17 protein-coding genes are annotated in these 19,787 nt (G+C 70.0%); 10 read left to right on the top strand and 7 right to left on the bottom strand.

Features of this window, described 5'->3' with window-relative positions:
- On the top strand, positions 1-1,394 hold a 1,394-nt coding region (locus VF139_12495; GenBank protein HEX6852212.1), incomplete at its 5' end, for a hypothetical protein.
- A gap of 29 nt (positions 1,395-1,423) precedes the next feature.
- Complete coding sequence (locus VF139_12500; GenBank protein ID HEX6852213.1) at positions 1,424-5,296, top strand: penicillin acylase family protein; 3,873 nt, start codon at positions 1,424-1,426, stop codon at positions 5,294-5,296.
- A 66-nt stretch (positions 5,297-5,362) separates the two neighbouring features.
- Here VF139_12500 and VF139_12505 read toward each other — a convergent pair whose 3' ends face one another.
- Together VF139_12505 and VF139_12510 are read right to left on the bottom strand one after the other, a co-directional pair.
- Complete coding sequence (locus VF139_12505) at positions 5,363-6,103, bottom strand: YciI family protein (GenBank protein ID HEX6852214.1); 741 nt, start codon at positions 6,101-6,103, stop codon at positions 5,363-5,365.
- Positions 6,104-6,189: 86 nt separating this feature from the next.
- Positions 6,190-6,747: an RNA polymerase sigma factor gene (locus VF139_12510; GenBank protein HEX6852215.1), complete on the bottom strand. Its 558-nt coding sequence runs from the start codon at positions 6,745-6,747 to the stop codon at positions 6,190-6,192.
- A 373-nt stretch (positions 6,748-7,120) separates the two neighbouring features.
- Between VF139_12510 and VF139_12515 the strand changes: the two genes are divergently transcribed.
- From VF139_12515 to VF139_12535, 5 genes are all read left to right on the top strand, one after another.
- Positions 7,121-7,942, top strand: a complete 822-nt coding sequence (locus tag VF139_12515; GenBank protein HEX6852216.1) for an alpha/beta hydrolase — start codon at positions 7,121-7,123, stop codon at positions 7,940-7,942.
- Positions 7,943-7,975: 33 nt separating this feature from the next.
- Positions 7,976-8,461, top strand: a complete 486-nt coding sequence (locus VF139_12520) for a redoxin domain-containing protein (GenBank protein ID HEX6852217.1) — start codon at positions 7,976-7,978, stop codon at positions 8,459-8,461.
- Positions 8,458-8,985, top strand: a complete 528-nt coding sequence (locus tag VF139_12525; protein HEX6852218.1) for a thioredoxin domain-containing protein — start codon at positions 8,458-8,460, stop codon at positions 8,983-8,985. The genes VF139_12520 and VF139_12525 overlap by 4 nt, the downstream gene beginning before the upstream one ends.
- 72 nt (positions 8,986-9,057) lie before the next feature.
- Positions 9,058-9,663 carry a hypothetical protein gene (locus VF139_12530; protein ID HEX6852219.1) on the top strand — a complete coding sequence of 202 codons (606 nt, stop codon included), beginning with the start codon at positions 9,058-9,060 and terminating at the stop codon, positions 9,661-9,663.
- A gap of 70 nt (positions 9,664-9,733) precedes the next feature.
- Complete coding sequence (locus tag VF139_12535) at positions 9,734-10,009, top strand: hypothetical protein (protein HEX6852220.1); 276 nt, start codon at positions 9,734-9,736, stop codon at positions 10,007-10,009.
- Here VF139_12535 and VF139_12540 read toward each other — a convergent pair.
- Positions 10,006-10,755 (bottom strand): DUF3313 family protein, encoded by a 750-nt coding sequence (locus tag VF139_12540; GenBank protein HEX6852221.1) that lies wholly within the window; start codon positions 10,753-10,755, stop codon positions 10,006-10,008. The two genes, VF139_12535 and VF139_12540, sit on opposite strands and share 4 nt — an antisense overlap.
- A gap of 159 nt (positions 10,756-10,914) precedes the next feature.
- On the opposite strand from VF139_12540, the gene VF139_12545 reads away from it, so the two are divergent.
- The gene (locus tag VF139_12545; GenBank protein HEX6852222.1) at positions 10,915-11,538 is read left to right on the top strand and encodes an outer membrane beta-barrel protein; all 624 of its coding nucleotides are present in this window, start codon (positions 10,915-10,917) and stop codon (positions 11,536-11,538) included.
- Here VF139_12545 and VF139_12550 read toward each other — a convergent pair.
- From VF139_12550 to VF139_12560, 3 genes are read right to left on the bottom strand one after another with little or no spacing between them, the layout of a single operon-like run.
- Positions 11,522-12,655 carry a hypothetical protein gene (locus VF139_12550; GenBank protein HEX6852223.1) on the bottom strand — a complete coding sequence of 378 codons (1,134 nt, stop codon included), beginning with the start codon at positions 12,653-12,655 and terminating at the stop codon, positions 11,522-11,524. The genes VF139_12545 and VF139_12550 overlap by 17 nt on opposite strands.
- Before the next feature lie 9 nt (positions 12,656-12,664).
- On the bottom strand, positions 12,665-13,744 hold the full coding sequence (locus VF139_12555; protein HEX6852224.1) for a right-handed parallel beta-helix repeat-containing protein: 1,080 nt from the start codon (positions 13,742-13,744) through the stop codon (positions 12,665-12,667).
- 48 nt (positions 13,745-13,792) lie between these two features.
- Complete coding sequence (locus VF139_12560) at positions 13,793-15,379, bottom strand: TrkA C-terminal domain-containing protein (GenBank protein HEX6852225.1); 1,587 nt, start codon at positions 15,377-15,379, stop codon at positions 13,793-13,795.
- Positions 15,380-15,516: 137 nt separating this feature from the next.
- Here VF139_12560 and VF139_12565 point away from each other — a divergent pair, with 137 nt between their 5' ends.
- On the top strand, positions 15,517-17,259 hold the full coding sequence (locus tag VF139_12565; protein ID HEX6852226.1) for a SulP family inorganic anion transporter: 1,743 nt from the start codon (positions 15,517-15,519) through the stop codon (positions 17,257-17,259).
- Here the strand turns inward: VF139_12565 and ppk2 are convergent.
- The gene (gene ppk2 / locus VF139_12570; protein ID HEX6852227.1) at positions 17,219-18,010 is read right to left on the bottom strand and encodes a polyphosphate kinase 2; all 792 of its coding nucleotides are present in this window, start codon (positions 18,008-18,010) and stop codon (positions 17,219-17,221) included. The two genes, VF139_12565 and ppk2, sit on opposite strands and share 41 nt — an antisense overlap.
- A gap of 149 nt (positions 18,011-18,159) precedes the next feature.
- On the opposite strand from ppk2, the gene VF139_12575 reads away from it, so the two are divergent.
- On the top strand, positions 18,160-19,647 hold the full coding sequence (locus VF139_12575) for an aspartate ammonia-lyase (protein HEX6852228.1): 1,488 nt from the start codon (positions 18,160-18,162) through the stop codon (positions 19,645-19,647).
- The last annotated feature ends 140 nt before the right edge of the window (positions 19,648-19,787 follow it).

Genomic DNA, 19,787 nt, shown 5'->3' on the forward strand with positions numbered 1-19,787 from the left:
ACCTCGCCTGCGTCGTCAACTCCGACTGCCCGTCGGGACAGACGTGCGTGAACCTCGGCTCCAAGACGGAGAGCGCCTTCTGGGACAACCGCACCGACGGCGCGGTGAACGACCTCGGAACGGTCGCGATGACCCAGAACGGCACGAACCTGTACATCGCCGCGGAGCTGTGGGTCGATCCCGATCCCGTGTCGCTGCCGTTCGGCATGATCGCGATCGACTTCACGTCGGGGGGCGTCGGGAGCTGGCACGACCCGAACGGACTGCTGACCGCCCCGGGGCGGTGCAGCGTGTTCACCGACCGCGCGTGCACCTCGAACGCCGACTGCGCTTTCTGCCAGATCTCGGACGAGCCGACCGGCGGATGCAGCATCACCACCACGAAGAGCTGCGTCACCAACACCCAGTGCCCCGCGGGTGAGACGTGCAACCATCGCGTCCGCCCGTGCGGGTCGGCGTGTGATCCCAACATCGGCGACGTCTGCAACACCTCGCAGACCTGCGTCGACCTGGGGGTCGGCGGCCGGAAGCTGAACATCGGCAACTACGCGAGCCCGCAGGGCCAGCCGGACTACCTGCTCCTGTTCGACTTCAGCTTCTGGCTCGTCGGAGCGGGGGACGCGGTGCAGCTCATGCGCCCGCGCACCACCGGCGACCCGGTCGATCCGACGACGCCGTGGGTTCCGGTCACCGGATGCGCCCCCGATTTCGTCGGCGACAACACGATCTGCGACTTTCCGCCGGCGGTGAATCCCGGCGCCAGCGGCGGCTCGGGCGGCCCCCCGGGCTCCGTCGAGGTGGCGATCCCGTGGAGCGCGTTCACGGGCTCCGGGTTCGGCCCGGGTGTCCCGTTCCGCTACACGATGACGATCGCGCGCGGAAGCCTCACCCTCGACTTCAAACCCGACGGCGCGCACGAGGACCTCCTCTCGGAGGCGGTCGCCATGACGACCACGACCACCACCAGCAGCTGCTCGGGGACGGGGATCGGTACGACCTTCTGCGAGCTGGGGAACAACAGCGCCGACGCCTTCCTGCCGCGCACGCCCGCGCTCAACCACGAGATCGCTCCGGGCGGGAGGGTGAGCGGGCTGACGGTGGCCAAGGGCGCCGGCACGTCGATCACGCTGAACTGGCTCCCGTCGTGCTCGACGGGGGACAGCAACTACGAGGTCTACGAGGGATCCGTCGGCTCCTGGTACAGCCACCTGCCGGTGAACTGCGCGACCGGCGGGACGTCGGCGACCTTCCCCGCCGCGGCGGGGAACCGCTACTACCTCGTCGTCCCGACGAACGGGGCGAGCGAGGGTTCGTACGGCAAGAACAGCTCCTCCGTGGAGCGCCCGGTGGGTTCGGCGGTGTGCGTGCCCCAGGCGCTGGGCACCTGTCCGTGAACGCCGCGTCCGTCTCGAGGGGTGTGATCATGAACGACCAGAAACGACTCCGACCGATCGCGATCGTCCTCGCGACCGTGCTGGCGTTCGCGGGCTTTGCGTCCGCCGCGCAGCTCGACGGTCCCGCGTCGATCATCTACGACGCCTACCGCGTCCCGACCATCGTCGCGCAGACCGAACACGATGCGATCTTCCTGATGGGGTACCTGCACGCCAAGAACCGCCTGTTCCAGATGGACTTCCAGCGGCGGTTGTTCTCCGGCCGGGTCTCCGAGCTCGTCGGCTCGTCGGGGCTCGCGCAGGACGTGCAGCTCCGGACGCTGGGCCTTCGCCGGGCGGCGGAGCGGAGCCTTCCCGTCCAGACGCCCGAGTCGATGGCGTGGCTGCAGGCCTACGCCGACGGCGTCAACGCGTTCCTGACGAATCCCGCGGAGCCCCTTCCCATCGAGTACGGGGCGCTCGAGATCAACCGGGCCGGGATCCCGCTGTGGACGCCGGCCGACTCCCTCACGATGGCCAAGGGGCTCGCGTTCGGCCTGTCGTTCGACCTGGGCGACATCAACCGCACGCTCGCGCTCCTCAACTACCGCGGGGTGTGCACGGCGGTCGGGTGCAACGGGCTGCAGCTCTACAACGACGACCTGTGGAGGGTCGCCCCGTTCGAGTCCGGAGTCTCGATCCCGCCTCCGCCGCTGTTCGCGCCGGAAACGCCGGTGCCGGCTCCGCCGGCCGAGGAGACCTACCCGCCTTACCTGAGCGATCCGGACTTCCAGGGGCTGGTGGAGGCCTACCGCAACGAGATCGTCGAGATCCCCATCCTCCAGGACGCACTGGAGAAGGACACCGCCGAGACGGGCAGCAACTGGTGGATCGTGTCGGGCCCGAAATCCGAGTCCGGCCACCCGATGCTGGCGAACGACCCGCACCTGTCGCTCGGTTCCCCCTCCACCTTTATCGAGGTGCACCTGAACGTGACGGGCGGCATCAACGTGACCGGCGTCAGCTTCCCCGGCACGCCGGGGATCGTCCTCGGATGCAACGACACCGTCTGCTGGGGCGCCACCGTCAACGCGATGGACGTCACCGACGTCTTCAACGAGGTGTTGCTTCCGATGAATCCGGCGGCACCCACGACGCCCACGCACATCCTCTTCGAGGGGGTTCCCGAGCCGCTGCAGTTCATCCCGCAGACGTTCTTCATCAACGTCATCGGGGACGGCGTTCCGAACTCGCTCGTGAACGCGGGGGTCCCCTCCACGTCGGGCGGCGTCACGATGGTGGTGCCGCGGCGCAACAACGGACCGATCGTCCAGGTGTCGTACAACCCCGCGGCGCCCAACCCCCTGACGGGCCTGAGCGTCGCCTACACCGGGTGGAGCGCGACCCACGAGGTCGAGACGCTGCGCCGCTTCGCGCGGGCGTCGAGCATGGCGGACTTCAAGGCCGCGTTGCAGTTCTTCGACGTCGGCTCGCAGAACTGGTCGTACGCGGACATCCACGGGAACATCGCGTACTACACGAGCGGCGAGCTGCCGATCCGGCAGGATCTGCAGACGCTGTTCTTCCCCGCGGGGCTCGTCCACCCGGGGCTGATCCGTGACGGCACGAACACCAACAAGCACCAGTGGCAGCCGCTGACGGGGCCGCCGGAGCCCAACCAGGCGCTCGGCACCCGCATCCTGCCGTTCGCCGAGATGCCGCAGGTCGAGAATCCCGTCGCGGGCTACGTCCTCAACGCCAACAACGACCCGATCGGCACCACGCTGGACAACGTCACGTGGAACCAGTTCCGGACCGGCTTCAACGGCTTGCTCTACCTCAGCGCGGGGTACTCCTCCGGCGAGCGCCTCGGGCGGGTCCAGCGGTTGTTCAACAACATCCTCGGCGGGGGCGGCACGCTCTCCGTCACCGAGTCGATCGGAGTCCAGGCGAACAACCAGCTCCTCGACGCCGAGATTCTCTCCCCGCACCTTCTCGCCGCGTACACGAACGCGACCGCCCCGGGAGCCGCTCCCGAGCTCCAGGCGATCGTGGCGGACCCGCGCATCGGCGACGCGATCTCGCGCCTGTCCGCCTGGGACTTCAGCACGCCGACCGGGATCACGCAGGGGTACGACCCCGGCGACAATCCCCTCGCGCTGGCTCCGCCCTCGCAGGCGGAGATCAACGCCAGCGTCGCGGCGACGATCTACGCGACGTGGCGCGGCCAGATGGTCAAGCGCGTGGTCGACGGGACCCTCGCCACCCTCCCGGGATTGAGCAGCTACGCTCCGGGAAGCGACCAGGCGATGAGCGCGCTGCGCCGCCTTCTCGACAACTACCCGATCAACGGCGGGACCGGAGCGTCGCTCGTCAACTTCTTCGAGGTGCCGGGGGTCGCCGACCAGAACGTCGCGCGGGACATCATCCTGCTCGAGAGCCTCCGCAACGGCCTCGACCTGCTCGCCTCCGCGGCGTTCGCGCCGGCGTTCAACAACTCGACGAACCTCGACGATTACCGGTGGGGCAAGCTCCATCGCATCGTCTTCTCGCATTTCCTCGGCGGTTCCCTCAGCGTGCCGCCCACCGGATCGCCGTCGAACCTCGCCCCCAACCTCCCGGGGTTCGCGCGCGCCGGAGGGCGCGGATCGGTCGACGCCGCGTCGCACGACGCCCGCGCGGACGGCCTGAACGAGTTCATGTTCGGGAGCGGGCCGGCGCGCCGGGTGATCGCGAACATGCGACCCGGATGCCCCGAGGTCCTGGAAGTGATCCCCGGCGGCGAGAACGGCGCCCCCGGGGGAGCGAACTCCACCGACCAGCTGGGTCTGTGGCTGGTCAACGCCTACAAGCCGCTGCCGGTGTGCATGGCGGACGTCAACGCGAACGCGGTCGAGACCGTCCAGCTCGCGTGCGGCAACGGCGTGGTCGGTCCCGGCGAGGAGTGCGACGACGCGAACGGAAACAACGCCGACGGGTGCAACGACGCGTGCCTGATCGTGCCGATCGTCACCTGCCTTTCCCCGACCGTCTCCGCCGACGCGTCGACGTGCACCGCGGAGATCGCGTGCGACGCCGTCGCCTCGTGCGTCGACCCCCGGGGCGGAGCGGTGTCCACCACGTGCGCGCCGGAAGGACCGTACGCGCTCGGCTCGACCGACGTCACCCTGGAGTGCGTCGGAGGCGGCGGACGTACCTCGGTCGCGATCTGCGCGGTGGCGGTGGCGGACACCACGCCCCCGACCGTGACGGTGGCCACGGTGCCCGACACGTTGTGGCCGCCCAACCACCAGATGGCGACCGTCGACGCGACGGTGACGGTCGCGGACGCCTGCGATCCGTCCCCGACGGTCGTGCTCGTCTCGGTCGCGTCGAGCGAGCCCGACGACGCCCAGGGAGGCGGCGACGGTCATACCGTCGACGACATCCAGGATGCGACGGTCGGCACCGCCGACTTCCAGCTTCTGCTCCGTGCCGAGCGGCTGGGCTCGGGAGACGGACGGACGTACACCCTGACCTACCAGGCCACGGACGCCTCGGGGAACACGGGGACGGGGTCCGCGGACGTCGCGGTGCCGTACTCCATGGCGGACGTCGTCGAGCCGCTCAGCCTCGCCGTCAGCGGCGGGGCCGCGACGCGCCTGGAGTGGGCGCCGGTCACCGGCGCGCTCCACTACGACGTCGTGCGGGGCGACCTCGCCGCGTTGCGGATCGACGGGTCCAACGTCGATCTCGGCAGCGTCGCCTGCATCGAGCGCCGCTCGCTCGACACGAACACCTCCGGCAACGAAGACACCGATCTGCCGGAGCCCGGGCAGGCCTTCTTCTACGCGGTGCAGTTCTACGACGGGATCCAGGACAGCTCGTACGGCTCCGAGTCGGTCGGACGAGCGCGCGTGGTCTCCGGCGGAGACTGCCCGTAAGGCCCGCCTCGCGTCCGCGATCCACGAAGCCCGCCCGGCGAGAGCCGGGCGGGCTTTTTCATGAAACTAGCGCTCGACGATCTCCAGGATCTCGCACTCGCTTTCCTGTCGGTGGCGACCCGGGGCATCCACGGTCACGAAGCGCTTGGTCCACTCGATCGCCTCGGCTTTCGAGGCGGCCTGGATGATCGCGTACCCCGCGACCAGCTCCTTCGTCTCCGCGAACGGACCGTCGAGGACCGTGCGCTTGTTTCCGGAGTAACGCACGCGCACGCCCTTGGCGCTGGGTTGGAGGCCTTCGCCCGAGAGGATCACGCCCGCCTTCACGCCCGCCTCGATGAAGGCGCCCATCGCGGTGAGGAGCGTCTCGTCGGGCATCACGCCCGCCTCCGTGTCGGCGTCGGCCTTGAGCAGGCCCATGTACCGGATCGTTCCGGGCCTGCGCGCCGGTGCGGGAGCCGCCCGGAACTCCTCTTCCTTCCGGCGCCACCCGTCGGGGGTCTCGGCCGGATCGACGGGGAAGTCGTCCAGCTCGAAGAGCGGACGGATCTCGACCTCGCCCTCCCGCAGCGCAACGCGCTTCGCCCACTCGACGGCCGCGTCCTTCGACTCCGCCTCGACGAGCCAGTATCCCGAGATCGAGGGAGTCGCCGGATCGTCGGGGGGATCGCTCACCTCGACCGCACCTCCCGCGTAGCGGACGCGGACTCCCTTCGAACGGGGCAAGAGACGATCGGCCGCGAGCAGAGCCCCCGCATCCGCGGGGGCGACGTCGGGGGTTGCCCGGACCAGCATCAGGAATCGCATGGGGCCTCCTTGATTGATGTCCCGCTCCTGCGACGAGGGACGGGGAGCCGAATCGACACCCGTGGAGGATTTTCCCCGGGACCCCGTCAACGGCAAGCCGAGCCGTCGCAGCCGCAGTCGAGGCAGCCGTGCTCCGCGCACGTGCCGCAGCTCCGCTCGAACTGACGCCGGAGCGCCTCCCGCGCGCGGAACAGCCGCACGGAGGCGTTGTTCGGGGTGACGTTCGACTGCCGGGCGTACTCCTTCACGGCGATGCCGTCGAGCTCCACGCGCCGGAGCACCTCCGCATATTCCGGCTTCAGCGTCTCGAGCAGGGCGGTGGCGCACTCGCAGACGGTCCGCATCAGCTCCGGATCGACGGACGGCTCGACGCCGGCGTCGGCGTCCTGGAAGATCCGCCGCTCGGCGCCGATGCGGCGCCAGTGGTCGGCGAGGGCGTTGCGCAGGGAGCTGTAGAACCATCCGACGACGGAGTCCTGGTCCCGCAGCTGCCCCGCGCGGGACAGCCCCCGCACGAACGCGTCCTGAAGGATGTCCTCCGCGACGTCCCGGGAGCCGACGTGCCGCTCGACGAACGCGAGAAAGCGGCGATGGTTCTCGACGAGCGCCGCCACGACCTCCGGCGATGCGGGAAGTGATTCCATCGGGGCCCCGCGACGAGGATACGCCGCGGGGCCCCCGGGGAGCGTCAGCACTTGCAGCCGCACTCGGCCTTCCGGCCGGAGGCACGGTCATCCCCGCCGCAGTTGCACGGCGAGCAGGTGCAGCTCGCGCAGCTGCACGAAGGGGAACAGGAACAGGCGTTCTCGGTACGTTCCGACATGGCGAGCCTCTTTCGGGTTCGGGCGCCTCGTCGGGTCCGCCTGCGTGACGGGCCCTCCGTGGCGCGGTTCGGCCGGGTAGACGGCGGAGGCGTCGAAACCTTACGGCGGGAGTCCTCCTCTCCGCCTTTTCCTTTCGCTATTGCCGCGGCGCGGCTAAGCTGCCGAAGTTCACATCTTCTGGAGGGCAGCGACGTTGAGCGCGATCACCACGAAAGACGGCACGCAGATCTACTACAAGGACTGGGGGACCGGGCGGCCGGTCGTCTTCAGCCACGGTTGGCCGCTGTCCGCCGACGCCTTCGAGGACCAGATGTGGTTCCTCGCGTCCAAGGGCTACCGGTGCATCGCGCACGACCGCCGCGGGCACGGGCGCTCGAGCCAGCCCCGCCACGGCAACGACCTCGACACGTACGCGGACGATCTCGCGGAGCTCGTCCAGGCTCTCGACCTGCAGGAAGTCGTCCACGTCGGACACTCCACCGGCGGCGGCGAGGTGGCCCGCTACATCGGCCGGCACGGCACCCGTCGCGTCGCGAAGGCGGTTCTGATCAGCGCCATCCCGCCCCTGATGCTCAAGACCGCCGCGAACCCCGGCGGCACGCCGATCGAGGCGTTCGACCAGATCCGCGCGGGGGTGCTTGCCGACCGGTCCCAATTCTTCATGGACCTCTCAGTGCCGTTCTACGGCTACAACCGACCGGGCGCGAAGGTGTCGCAAGGCGTGCGGGACGCGTTCTGGCTCCAGGGGATGATGGCGGGGTTCCCGGCGGCGTACGATTGCATCAAGGCGTTCTCGGAGACCGACCTGACCGAGGACCTGAAGCGAATCGACGTCCCGACCCTGATCCTGCATGGGGACGACGACCAGATCGTGCCGATCGGCGCGTCGGCCCTGCTGTCGGCGAAGCTCGTCAAGCGATCGACGCTCAAGGTCCTTCCGGGGCTGTCCCACGGCATGTGCACGGTGAACAAGGACGTGATCAACGCGGAGCTTCTCGCGTTCATCCACGCGTAGGGGCCGGATCTCCGCGGAAAGGAGCGTTCCACGATGCACGTCACCGCGCTGGCCGCCGGGGCGATTGCGCCGGAGTTCACGTTGCCCACGACCCCCGATCAGAAGATCAGCCTCTCCGAGCTGCGGGGCCGGCCGGTGGTCCTCGCGTTTTATCCGGCGGACTGGAGCCCCGTGTGCGGCGACCAGATGGCGCTGTACAACGAGCTCCGACGGGAGTTCGCGCGCTTCGACGCGTGGCTGCTCGGCATCTCCGTCGACGGGGTGTGGTGCCATGCCGCCTTCGCGGCGGATCGCAAGCTGCACTTCCCGCTGCTGTCCGACTTCCACCCCAAGGGCGAGGTGTCGCGGCGGTACGGGGTGTACCGCGGGCAGGAAGGGGAGTCCGAGCGGGCGCTGTTCGTGATCGACGCGCAGGGAGTCATCCGCTGGTCCTACGTCTCGCCGATCGGCGTGAATCCCGGCGCCGACGGGATCCTGGACGCGCTCGAAGGGCTGGGTACGGGATCGAGGGCCCGATGAGCCACCTCAAGCCGCCGGTCTCCGACGCCGACCACAGCGCCGGTCCCGACGACGCCCGGGTGACGCTGGTGGAATACGGTGATTACGAGTGCCCGCACTGCGGCCGCGCCCACCCCGTCGTCCGCGAGGTGCAGCGGCGCATGGGAAACCGCCTGCGTTTCGTCTTCCGGAACTTCCCGCTCGGCGAGATTCACCCGCATGCGGTGCGCGCCGCGGAGGCCGCGGAGGCCGCGGCTTCGCAGGGGAAGTTCTGGGAGATGCACCACGCGATTTTCGAGCACCAGGCGCACCTGACGGAGGGAGACCTGGTCCGTTACGCCGAGGGCCTCGGGCTCGACTCCGTTCGGTTGAGGGAGGAGCTGGACCGGGGCGTTCACACCGCGCGTGTGGCGGCGGACTTCAGCTCGGGAGTTCGCAGCGGCGTCAACGGGACTCCGACCTTCTTCATCAACGGCGTGCGTTACGACGCTTCGTGGGACCTCGCCTCGCTGCTTTCGGCGCTCGAGCGGGCCGCAATGGGTTAGCCTCCGCTGGCGGTACGGCGGCGCGTCCCGCCGTTGCGCTACGATCCGGGGCATCCGCCCGGGAGGTGTGCCGTGAATCGAGCCGGACCCGCGATCCTCGCCCTCGCCCTCGCCGCATCGGGAGCCGCCGCCGGCGAGTCCATCTACCGCCTCGAAGACTACCGGTCGCTCGGCGAGACCGTCGCCCGGCCGACGAAGCTCCTGATCGTCGCGATCGCCGACGACCCGGAGCTGCGCAACCGCTTCGAAGACAAGTTCGTCACGCACCTTCGCGGCCGGGAGATCGGGGCCGTCGCGAGCCACACGCTCGTGCCGAGCCTGACCGAGCTCGGGGACCGCGACAAGCTCCTCGCCGAGATCGAGAAGCAGGGGATCGAAGGGGTCATGACCGTGCGCGCCGTGGCGCTCGACGAGCTCGGCGAGGACGCGTGGATCGCCGCCTGGAAGACCTGGCTCGCCGGGGAGTCCACCGTCCGCGATCTCGTCGAGCAGACGCTGCCCCTTCCCCCCAAGCGCGCGAAGCGCTACGGGATCGAGTTCGCGTTGTGGGGCGGGAGCCCGGGGCGGCGCCTGTGGGCCGCTCGGACGAACACCTGCTCGCGCAACGATCTCGAGGAGGGAGTGGGGGATCTCCTGCAGCTCGCCATCGACGGCCTGAAGGACTCGCGCTGGCTCTGAAGCGAGCGGCGTGCGCGTGCGGCCCCGCGGCCCTATGTTCCCGGCGAAGCCTCATTCAGGGAGGTCCCTCATGAAGGTGGTCCGGAACAAGACTCGGACTCCGCTTCGCGTCCCGCTGGGACGAGGCCGCTTCCTCCACCTCGGCCCGGGGCAGACCGGGCAGGTCGGCGATGATGCCCCGGAAGTGCCCGCCCTCAAGCGCATGGTCAAGCTGAAGAAGCTCGAGCTGCTCGGCGACGAGGACGAGGCCTTCGAGACGGCGGCGGCGGGAGGGCCGCCGCGCGAGTTCGCGCAGGGGCACGCCCAGCCGACGCGCATCTTCCCGAAGGGAAATCGCGGGGGCTAGGAACCCCGAACCGCCGGCCCGCTGCAGTCGATCCGCCGCTCGGCCGGACGCCTGGCGTTCGCGAGGCGGCAGGCCATGCGCTCGCCGTATTCCTGCACGCGCGCCCCGAACTCCTCGAAGGTCATCCGCTCGGGCCTCGCGGGGGCGTCCGGGGGGGCGGTCGCGGTGCGCAGGCACACGAGCGCGCCGAGCACTTCCCCCGTGTCGCTCGCGGAGATCTCGGCCTGTCCGGCCATCGAGAGGATGTCGACGTCCTTCATGACCTCCTGCACGGCGGCCTTCACGCCGTGCACGACCGCCCCGATCGGCGTGTAGCTGAGCACCCCGCGCCGCTTCCGCTTGAGATGCAGGTCGGTCAACGCCACGCGCATGTACAGGACGTTCGGCCCGGCTTGCTCCGCGATCCTGTAGCCGCGCGCCTGCAGGCTCGCCACGATCGCGCCGCGCGTGAACTCGGAGATCGCCTCGAGGTCGGCGGGCTTCGCGCTGTGGTACGGGGAGTCGGGGCTCACCGCGATCTCGGGCTGGTCGACCATCACCGCGTCGAACGCCGCGAGCCTCTCCTCGGTTCCCGCGGCGAAGTAGACATACTCCCGGCCGGCCGTCGTGGAGACCGGCTTCAGCAGGGAGTAGTCGTCGAGGAAGGTCTGGGACTTCCAGGGATCCTCGTCGCCCGGAGCGAGCGCCACGGCGAACGTGGCCGCGACGAGGACGGCCGGCAGGGCGGAAACGCGGAAGACACGCATGTTCGTCTCCTCGCGGGGCCGCGCCACGGGATTCTAGTCCTCGCCGGTCCGGCGAGGATCGATCCCACCACGAGCCCGAGTCCGGCACGAACGAACAGGAACCCGTCCTTGAACCGGCGGGGCATACCCGGTTTCACCCCGCGTCGTATCCTCTGGACCATGACCACCCCGCGACTTCTCCTCGCCGCGCTGCTCGCCTTCAGCCCCCTCGCCGCGGCCGACCGGAACCCGGAGTACGCCCTCTCCCTCGGAATCCGGAACGGGGCGACCATCGACGAATCCTCGTCCGGGGGCGCGAGCCCCGAGGCCGATCCCGCGATCTCGTTCGGTCTGTCGGCCGGCTGGTGGGTCCGCCCCGACGGCTGGTTCGAGGTCCTCTTCGACCGCCAGGTGCTCGCCTTCGACACCTTCGACATGAACGTCGACTTCCTCCAATTCGCGGCGGGGTACGAACCGCCCAGCGAAGGGGTGAAGCCCTACGTGACGGTGGGATTCGGCCTGAGCCGCTACGGCGCCGACCCCGGCTCGGTGAGCGACGCGACCGGCCTCTCGGCGTCGATCGGCGGGGGTTTCAAGGTTCCGATGGGACGCAAGGCGTTGTTCAGGCTCGAGGCGCGCGGCTGGGCGGGCATCACCAGCAGCTCGGCGGCGGTCGTCTGCGGGGAAGGTTGCGCGCTGGGCTTCGGCGGCAGCGGGTGGTGGCAGCTCGGAGTGCGCGCGGCGATCGCCTGGTGTCCGAAGGGGCGGAACGAGAGGCGCGGGCCGATCAGGGACACTCCGTGATTACCTGCGTCGCCTCGCACGCGCCCCCGCCCGCCGGCCGTTCGATGGCCCCGCTCCGCAGCCCGTAGGATCCCTCCGCGGCGCCGTTCCGGGGCACCACGAGGTAGTAGCGATTCCCGGGAGCCGGGGGGACGGTCTCCGCGAGGTCCCCTCCCGCGTCGGTGCAGCCGATCGCGACGTGGCTGTACCAGCTGCCCAGCGCCCCTTCGTAGATCCCGTAGTCGGTGCCTCCCTCCGAGCAGCTCGCGCTCCACGCGAGGTCGAGCGAACCCGGGATCGCGGCGGACTTCGAGACCTGCAGAAGCGCCACGCGACCGGGGTTCCCGACCCCCGCGAGCCCGTCGACGAGGCTTCCGGCGGGCCATCCCGAAAGCGGTTCCCAGACCGACCAGGCGGCGCCGTCCCACGCCACGACCTCGTCGGTCGTGAAGGTGGTGCTCCCCGGGGGGCCGAGGTCGCTCGGGACGTCGAGCGTGACCACGATCGTCGCGCCGAACTTCTCCGCGCCGATGACGTTGCTCGACGAGGGGATCCCGATTCCCGCGGCGGAGGCGTCGAACGCGGGGTTCGCCGCGGCGAGGGACCAGCCGGAGCACCCGGCTCCGGTTCTGCGCCAGGCGACGAGGTCGCCGGGGTCGAAGGTCTGGAATCCGATCGTCGTCGGCACGTCGAAGCTGACCCAGAGGTTTCCCGCGTCGCCACCGTCCAGGAGGATCGCGTCGACGTTCGAGCCGTCGGGGACCGCGTCCGCGACGGAGGCGCCGCAGAAGAACAGGGCGTAGGTCGCGGAAGGGCCGTCGTAGCGCACGACGTCACGCCCCTGGGCGGGAGGCGCGAGCGCCCCGGCGAGGTCGGTCGCGTGTTCGAACGAGAACAGCCAGCTCCCCGACGCGTCGAGCTTGTGCATCCCGTCGACCGCCGGGCTCCCGGGAATCGTCAGCACGGAGGCGTAGGCGGGGCCGGACCCGTCGTACCGCGCGACCGTCCACGGGAAAAGCGTCGTCGAGGAGGCCGTCTCGGTCGTCGGCACGTCCGGACACACGTGAAGCGGGGAGGCTGCGTACGGCGCGGGACCCGCCGCGACGGCCAGCGCGAGGGCGGCGAGGAGGCTTCGCACGTCGGCCTCCTAGAAGAGCGGGGGGCCGGGGATGAGGTTGTCGCCGAAGGTCGTGAAGTCGCCGAGCCCGTCGTTGCACGAGTTCGGCGGGAAGAGCGCGGGGGCGCCGCCACAGGCCTGACCGGCGAGGTTCTGGTTGTCGCGCGCCCGATTGCGCCCGAGCGTGTGGTACCCGCCGCCCGCCGCGAGGTGCAGCCCGAGGCCGTTGTTCCCCGTGACCACGTTTCCGTCCAGGATCGCGCGCTGCCCCTCCGCACGGATGCCGTCCCCGTGACCGGGGCCGATGCCGTTCAACGTCGAGAGGTTCTCGATCACGTGGGTCTCGGCGCTCCCGGGACCGACACGGATGCCGTGCGACCGGCACTCCGCGACGACGTTCCTTGCGATCGTCAGCCCACGGGCCGACACGGCGACGATCCCGCCGGTTCCCCCCGCCGCGGTGACGCGGTTCTCCCGCACCTCTCCCCCCGTCGCGGAATCGATCCGGATCCCTTCTCCCGAGACGAGGCCGACCAGGTTGTCGACGACGCCGATCCCGCGAGCCGAGACGATCGCGATCCCGATCCCGGATGCCCGCTGGATCTGGCAGGACTCGATCCGGGCCTGGACGAGGCCGCCCGCGCCGTCGACGCGGATCCCGTCGCCGGTGGACAGGTGGACGAGGACCCGTCGGATCGCGATCGTCTCGAGACCGACGGCGCGGATGCCCGCCGACGCCGGGCCGACGATGCGCAGATCCTCGATCACCGCGTGCCCCCCCCCGAGGCCGGGAATCTCGACGCCGACGTCGGCCCCCACGATCGCCCCGTTGCGGATCTTCACGTCGTTCCCGAAGGAGACGAGCACCCCGCGATTCCCGTTCGCGTCGATCGTGAACCCGTTGAGGTCGAGCTCGACCCGCTGGGCGGCGATCTCGACCCCCGGGGTCGCCCCGGTGCTCAGGATGTTCCGCGTCAACACGTAGTGCCCCGGCTGGTTGATCACCGTGCCGGCGGCGTGGATCGGCACGCGCCCTTCCGCGGCGGACGGCGGGGCCGAGAGCCAGCAGGCGACGAGCGCCGGGAACAGTCCGTATCGGATGGAGCGCATCGGGATCCCCCTTCGGGGGGATCTAACGGACTCGGCGCCTCGCCGGGGTCACCGCCCCGAAAGAAGACCGATCGCCAGCTGCGCGCACAGGATCTTCAGGATCGTCATCGAGGGATAGACGGTCGCGTAGGCCACGTCGATCCGGTCGCTGGGCACGGCCTGGTTCGCGTACACGAGGATGGCCGGATTGCCGGTCACCCCCGACACGAGCCCGAACAGATCGTCGGTCGAAAGCCTGAAGACAAGGTGCCCGATCAGCATCGCGATCAGGACCGCGCCGAGCACGACCGCCGCGCCGACTCCGAGCAGGGAGAGCCCGGTCCGTGAGACCGTGGTCACGAACGGCTCGCCCGCCCCCAGGCCTACCGCGGCCAGGAACAACGTGAGCCCGAAGTTGCGCAGGGTCAGGTTCGCGGACAGCGGCATGTGCCAGGAGAGCGGGCCGGTCCGGCCCAGTCGGCCGAGGACCAGCGCGACGATCAGCGCGCCGCCCGCGAGGCCGAGGGAAAAGGGCCCCACGCCGGGGATCGGGATCGCCACGAGGCCGAGCAACACGCCGAGCGACATGCCCAGGCCCACCGAGACGTAGGAGAACTCGGCCGTGGACTTGAGGGAGTCGCCGAAGTACCGGCGCAAGTCCGGGATGGCCTCCCGCGACGCGATCACCCCGACCCGGTCCCCGAACTCGAGCACGAGATCGGGATCGGGGAGGAGAAGGGCGTCCCCCCGGCGTACCTCGGCGATCTTCCCGGCGAGCCCCCCGGGGAAGCGGACCCCGGCGAGCGGCGTCCCGACGACCGCCGGGCTCGACACGAAGAAACGGGCGACGTCGAGCGCCCCCCGGTCCTTCGCGAGGCGTCCCGGGTCGACCCGCCCGAGGGCGAGCCGGGCCCGCTCCAGCCCCTCCGGGCGACCGTAGAGGAGGACGCCGTCGCCGGACTCGAGCCGCAGCTCCGGGTCGGGGAGCGCGTTGGCGCCGCCGTGACGCACCGCGAGCAACTCGACCGCGTCCGGGAGCCTCGCCAGGAGGTCGGCCACGGTCTCGCCGTCCGGGTTCTCCAGGGTCACCTCGAGGGCTTGCAGCGGCTGGGGCTGCGGCGCGAGCCGCGGCCGGACGACGCGGGCGAAGACGTAGAGGCAGAGGATCGGGCCGATCACGCCGAACGGATAGGCCACGGAGTAGCCGATCGCAGGATCGCGATTGCCCGCGGCGTCGATCGCCGCCTGCAGGGCGGGCGTGCTGGTCAGGGCGCCCGCGAACAGGCCGATCGCCTGGTCCGGGGCGACGCCGACCGCGCGGCCGAGCGCCAGGGCGACGACCAGCGCGACGAGCACTCCGACGACCGCGAGCAGGTTCCACTTCAGCCCGGGGCCCTTCAGCCCGGCGAAGAACTGCCGCCCGTACTGGATGCCGATGCCGTAGAGGAACATCACGAGGCCGATCGAGCTGACGACCCCGGGCGGCGTCGCGCCCGGCGCGACCGCGCCGATCGCGAGGCCCGCGAACAGGACGGCGCCGACCCCCAGCGAGAAGCGGGCGACCGAGATCTGCCCGAGGGCGTAACCGAGACCGATCGCCGCGAACAGGGCGAGCAACGGCGATTGCTCCAACATCAGCCGGATGAGCTCCACCACGCGGCCCCTTCCACCTCTCGAGGTTCCAGCCGACCCGCGGCGAGTCTAGTACGGCGGCCCGCGCGCCGGGCTCGACAAATGTCCTTGCTCTCCGGAGCTGCGCGGGTCGAAGCTGGCAGCTCCGGAGGGGAGTCCTCATGAGCGAGCCCGCGCCTTCCGACCTCCTGCGCGCCGCCCCGGTCCGCGGATGGCGCGCGGCGTTCCCGCCGTCGCAGTGGATCCCGACGTACCGGCCGCGATGGCTGGCCGGGGACGCCGTCGCCGGCGTGACCCTCGCCGCCTACGGCATCCCGGTGTCGCTCGCCTACGCGTCGCTCGCCGGATTGCCGCCCCACTACGGCATCTACGGTTATCTGGTCGGCGGCCTCTTCTACGCGCTGTTCGGCACGTCGCGGCAGCTGGCGATCGGCCCGACGTCGGCGATCTCGATGCTCGTCGGGGTCACCGTCGCCGGCATGGCCCGGGGGGACGCGACGCGCTGGGCGGACATCGCGGCGCTCACCGCGCTCGTCATGGCCGCCATGTGCGTGCTGGCGTGGCTGTTCCGACTGAGCTCCCTCGTCAACTTCATCAGCGAGAGCATCCTGCTCGGCTTCAAGGCCGGCGCGGCGCTCACGATCGCGATGACGCAGCTCCCCAAGCTGCTCGGCGTGAAGGGGGGAGGGGAGCACTTCTTCGAGCGCGTCGGGGTGTTGTGGAGCCAGGTCCCCGAGACGAACGTCGCCGTGCTCGCGTTCGGCCTCGTCGCCCTCGCGATCCTCCTCGCCGGCGAGAAGCTCCTGCCGGGCCGCCCGGTCGCGTTGTTCGTGGTCGTGGCGTCGATCGTCGTCCTCTCGGCGACGTCGCTGGCCGATCTGGGCTTCAAGGTCGTGGGGGAGCTGCCGAAGGGGCTTCCCGCGTTCCACCTGCCGGGGGTGCGGCTGCGCGACGTCGACGGCGTGATCCCGCTCGCGTTCGCCTGCGTGCTGCTGGCGTACGTGGAGAGCGTCTCCGCCGCGCGCGCGCTCGCGCGCCAGAACGGCTACGAGATCGACACGCGCCAGGAGCTTCTGGGCCTGGGCGCGGCGAACCTGGGCGCGGCGCTCTTCCAGGCGTACCCGGTGGCGGGCGGCCTCTCCCAGTCGTCGGTGAACGACAAGGCCGGGGCGAGGACGCCGCTGGCCCTCGTGTTCGCCTCGATCGCGATCGGACTCTGCCTCCTGGTCCTCACGGGGACGCTGGCGAATCTCCCGAACGTCGTGCTCGCGGCGATCGTGCTGGTCGCCGTCAAGGGCCTGATCAACGTGCGCGAGATGCGTCACGTGTGGCGGGTCAGCCGGTTCGAGTTCGCCGTCTCGATGGTCGCGTTCGCCGCCGTGCTCCTCCTGGGGATCCTCAAGGGCGTCATGGTGGCGGTGCTGGTCTCCCTGCTGCTCCTCATCCGGCGTGCCGCCCACCCGCACGTGGCGTTCCTGGGCCGCATTCCCGGCACCCGCTACTACTCCGACATGGAGCGCCACCCTGAGAACGAGCCGGCCCCGGGGGCGCTGGTCTTCCGCGTCGAGGCGTCGATCGTCTACTTCAACGCCGAGCACGTGCGCGACGCCGTCCTGGAGAGGATCCGCTCGTTCGCGGGCCCCCTGCGGATCGTGGTCTGCGACCTGGGCACCTCGCCGAACGTCGACCTCGCCGGCGCGAGCATGTTGTCCGCGCTCCACGCGCAGCTGAAGTCGGCGGGCGTGGGCCTGCGGCTGGTCGGCGCGCGCGGTCAGGTGCGCGATCTGCTGCGCGCGGAGGGGATGGAGGAGCGCGTCGGGTACGTGGGTCGGAGGAGCTCGGTGGCGGAGATTCTGGACGAGTTCAGTCCCGGCCCTCCGCCTTCTCCCCGTACCGGTCCTTGACGAAGTCGAGCTTGCGCTTGGCCTCCCGGTATCCGCCGGGCTTCTGGCGCTTGGGGAGCTTCACCTTCGGCCGCGGCGCCTTCTTGTAGGGGATCCGGTCGAGGAGGTCGGCGAGGACGTTCAGACGGGCGACCTTCTTGTCGTCCGACGGGACCACGGTCCAGGGCGCCCAGCCCGTGTCGGTCGCCGCGAACATCTCGTCACGGGCCCGGGAGTAGTCGTACCAGCGGTTGTAGGACTTCAGATCCATCGGCGAGAGTTTCCAGACCTTGCGGCGGTCGTGGATGCGCGCCTCGAGCCGGCGCGTCTGCTCCTCGGGACTGACCTCGAGCCAGTACTTGAGGAGCAGGATCCCCGAGTCGACCATCGCCTTCTCCACCAGAGGCACCCCCGCCAGGAACCGCTTCGCTTGCTCCTCGGTACAGAACCCCAGGACCCGCTCGACGCCGGCGCGGTTGTACCAGCTCCGGTCGAAGATCACGACTTCGCCGGCCGCCGGGAAGTGCGGGATGTAGCGCTGCATGTACATCTGGCTCTTCTCGCGATCGGTCGGAGCGGGGAGCGCCACCACGCGGAAGACCCGCGGGCTCACCCGCTCGGTGATCGCCTTGATCGTGCCGCCCTTGCCGGCGCCGTCGCGCCCTTCGAAGACGATGCAGACCTTGAGTCCGGCGTGGACGACCCACTGCTGCAGCGCCACGAGCTCCCCGTGCAGCTTCGCGAGCTCCTTCGCGTACTCCTTGCCCTTCATGGACCGTCCTCCCCTGGATGGATGCCGGGCGAGTACGATACGCCCATCGCTCGCCGCACCGACCTCGTAGATTCCCGGAGACGGGCACCGTAATTCCACTAGGTCACAGCCCTCCGGAGCGCTGCTAGCGTCCAGCCGAGGAGGAGCCCGTGAAAACAAGCACGAGACTCTCGTGGATCCTTCCCGTCGCGCTGCTGGCTATTTCGACCGGCGCCGCAGCCGCCGCGCCCCCGCGGATCGAGAAGGACCTGCTGGGGGAGAAGTCGATCCCGGCGGAAGCCTATTACGGGGTGCAGACGGCGCGGGCCATCGAGAACTTCCCGCTCTCGGGCGTGCTCGTGAACCACTACCCCGGGTTCGTCGAGGCGTGGGCGATGGTGAAGCTCGCCGCGGCGCGCGCGAATACCGACGTCGGCGCCATGGACAAGGACACCCTGGCCGCCATCGAGAAGGCCTGCCAGGCGGTGCTCGAAGGGAAATACCACGATCAGTTCGTCGTGGACTGGTACCAGGGGGGCGCGGGTACCTCCACCAACATGAACGCCAACGAGGTGCTCGCCAACGTCGCGCTGGAGCTGACGGGCCGCAAGAAGGGCGAGTACCGGTTCGTCGATCCGCACGACCATCTCAACATGTCCCAGTCGACCAACGACTCGTACCCGACGGCGATCAAGGTCGCCTTCCTCCTTCGCAACGACAAGCTGATCGAGGAGATGGAACGCCTCGCCGCTTCGTTCCGGGTCAAGGGCGACGCCTTCCTGAAGATCGTCAAGATGGGCCGCACCGAGATGCAGGACGCCGTTCCCATGACGGTCGGCCAGGAGTTCCACGCCTTCGCGGCGTCGCTGGAGAGCGAGATCCAGCTCCTCCGGGACTCCGAGAAGTACCTCTACGCGATCAACATGGGCGCGACCGCCATCGGCACCGGGATCAACGTGCCCAAGGGGTACCCCGAGAAGTGCGCGGCGCATCTCGCCAAGCTGACCGGGAAGCCGATCGTTCCCGCCGCCGACATGATCGCCGCGACCTGGGATCAGCAGGGGTTCGTCGTCTACTCCTCGGCGCTGAAGAGTCTCGCGGTCAAGCTCTCGAAGATCTCCGGCGACCTGATCCTGCTCGCCTCCGGGCCGCGGGCGGGCCTCTTCGAGATCAACCTTCCGCCGATGCAGCCCGGCTCGTCGATCATGCCGGGGAAGGTCAACCCCGTGATGCCCGAGGTCATGAATCTCGTCGCCTTCCGGGTGATGGCCAACGACTACGCGGTCAACCTCGCCGCCCACTCGGGGCAGCTCCAGCTCAACGCCTACGAGCCCCTGGAAGGCCTCGCGGTGATCGAGTCGCAGAGCCTGCTCTACAAGACCTCCGTCGCCTTCCGGACGAAGTGCATCGACGGCATTACCGTCAACGAGAAGACCCTGGCCCGCTACATGGAGACCACCGTCGGCATCGTGACCGCGCTCAATCCCGTCGTCGGGTACGAGAAGGCGACAGAGCTGGCCGCCGAGGCCTACAGGACCGGCAAGGGGATCCTCCAGATCATCCGTGAGAGGAAGATCCTCACCGAACAGCAGATCGCGGAGCTGCTCGATCCCGTGAAGCTCACGGGACTCGACAAGACCGTGTATCCCGCGAAATAAGGAGCCGCCATGAACGTCTCGCGCAAGACCGGGTTCGTGTTGTTGCTGGTTCTCGCGCTCGTCTCGAGTGCTCCTTCGGCCGTGTCCGCGGAGAAGAAGCTCCCGAACGTCGTCATCCTGGCCACGGGGGGCACGATCGC

It is taken from the genome of Candidatus Polarisedimenticolaceae bacterium (assembly GCA_036376135.1).
GTDB lineage: Bacteria > Acidobacteriota > Polarisedimenticolia > Polarisedimenticolales > DASRJG01 > DASVAW01.

Bases quoted from the DNA above. Each gene is read 5' to 3' on its own strand.
- VF139_12500 (HEX6852213.1), top strand. From the start codon at position 1,424: ATGAACGACCAGAAACGACTCCGACCGATCGCGATCGTCCTCGCGACC.
- VF139_12505 (HEX6852214.1), bottom strand. From the start codon at position 6,103: ATGCGATTCCTGATGCTGGTCCGGGCAACCCCCGACGTCGCCCCCGCG.
- VF139_12510 (HEX6852215.1), bottom strand. From the start codon at position 6,747: ATGGAATCACTTCCCGCATCGCCGGAGGTCGTGGCGGCGCTCGTCGAG.
- VF139_12520 (HEX6852217.1), top strand. From the start codon at position 7,976: ATGCACGTCACCGCGCTGGCCGCCGGGGCGATTGCGCCGGAGTTCACG.
- VF139_12525 (HEX6852218.1), top strand. From the start codon at position 8,458: ATGAGCCACCTCAAGCCGCCGGTCTCCGACGCCGACCACAGCGCCGGT.
- VF139_12535 (HEX6852220.1), top strand. From the start codon at position 9,734: ATGAAGGTGGTCCGGAACAAGACTCGGACTCCGCTTCGCGTCCCGCTG.
- VF139_12540 (HEX6852221.1), bottom strand. From the start codon at position 10,755: ATGCGTGTCTTCCGCGTTTCCGCCCTGCCGGCCGTCCTCGTCGCGGCC.
- VF139_12545 (HEX6852222.1), top strand. From the start codon at position 10,915: ATGACCACCCCGCGACTTCTCCTCGCCGCGCTGCTCGCCTTCAGCCCC.
- VF139_12555 (HEX6852224.1), bottom strand. From the start codon at position 13,744: ATGCGCTCCATCCGATACGGACTGTTCCCGGCGCTCGTCGCCTGCTGG.
- VF139_12565 (HEX6852226.1), top strand. From the start codon at position 15,517: ATGAGCGAGCCCGCGCCTTCCGACCTCCTGCGCGCCGCCCCGGTCCGC.
- ppk2 (HEX6852227.1), bottom strand. From the start codon at position 18,010: ATGAAGGGCAAGGAGTACGCGAAGGAGCTCGCGAAGCTGCACGGGGAG.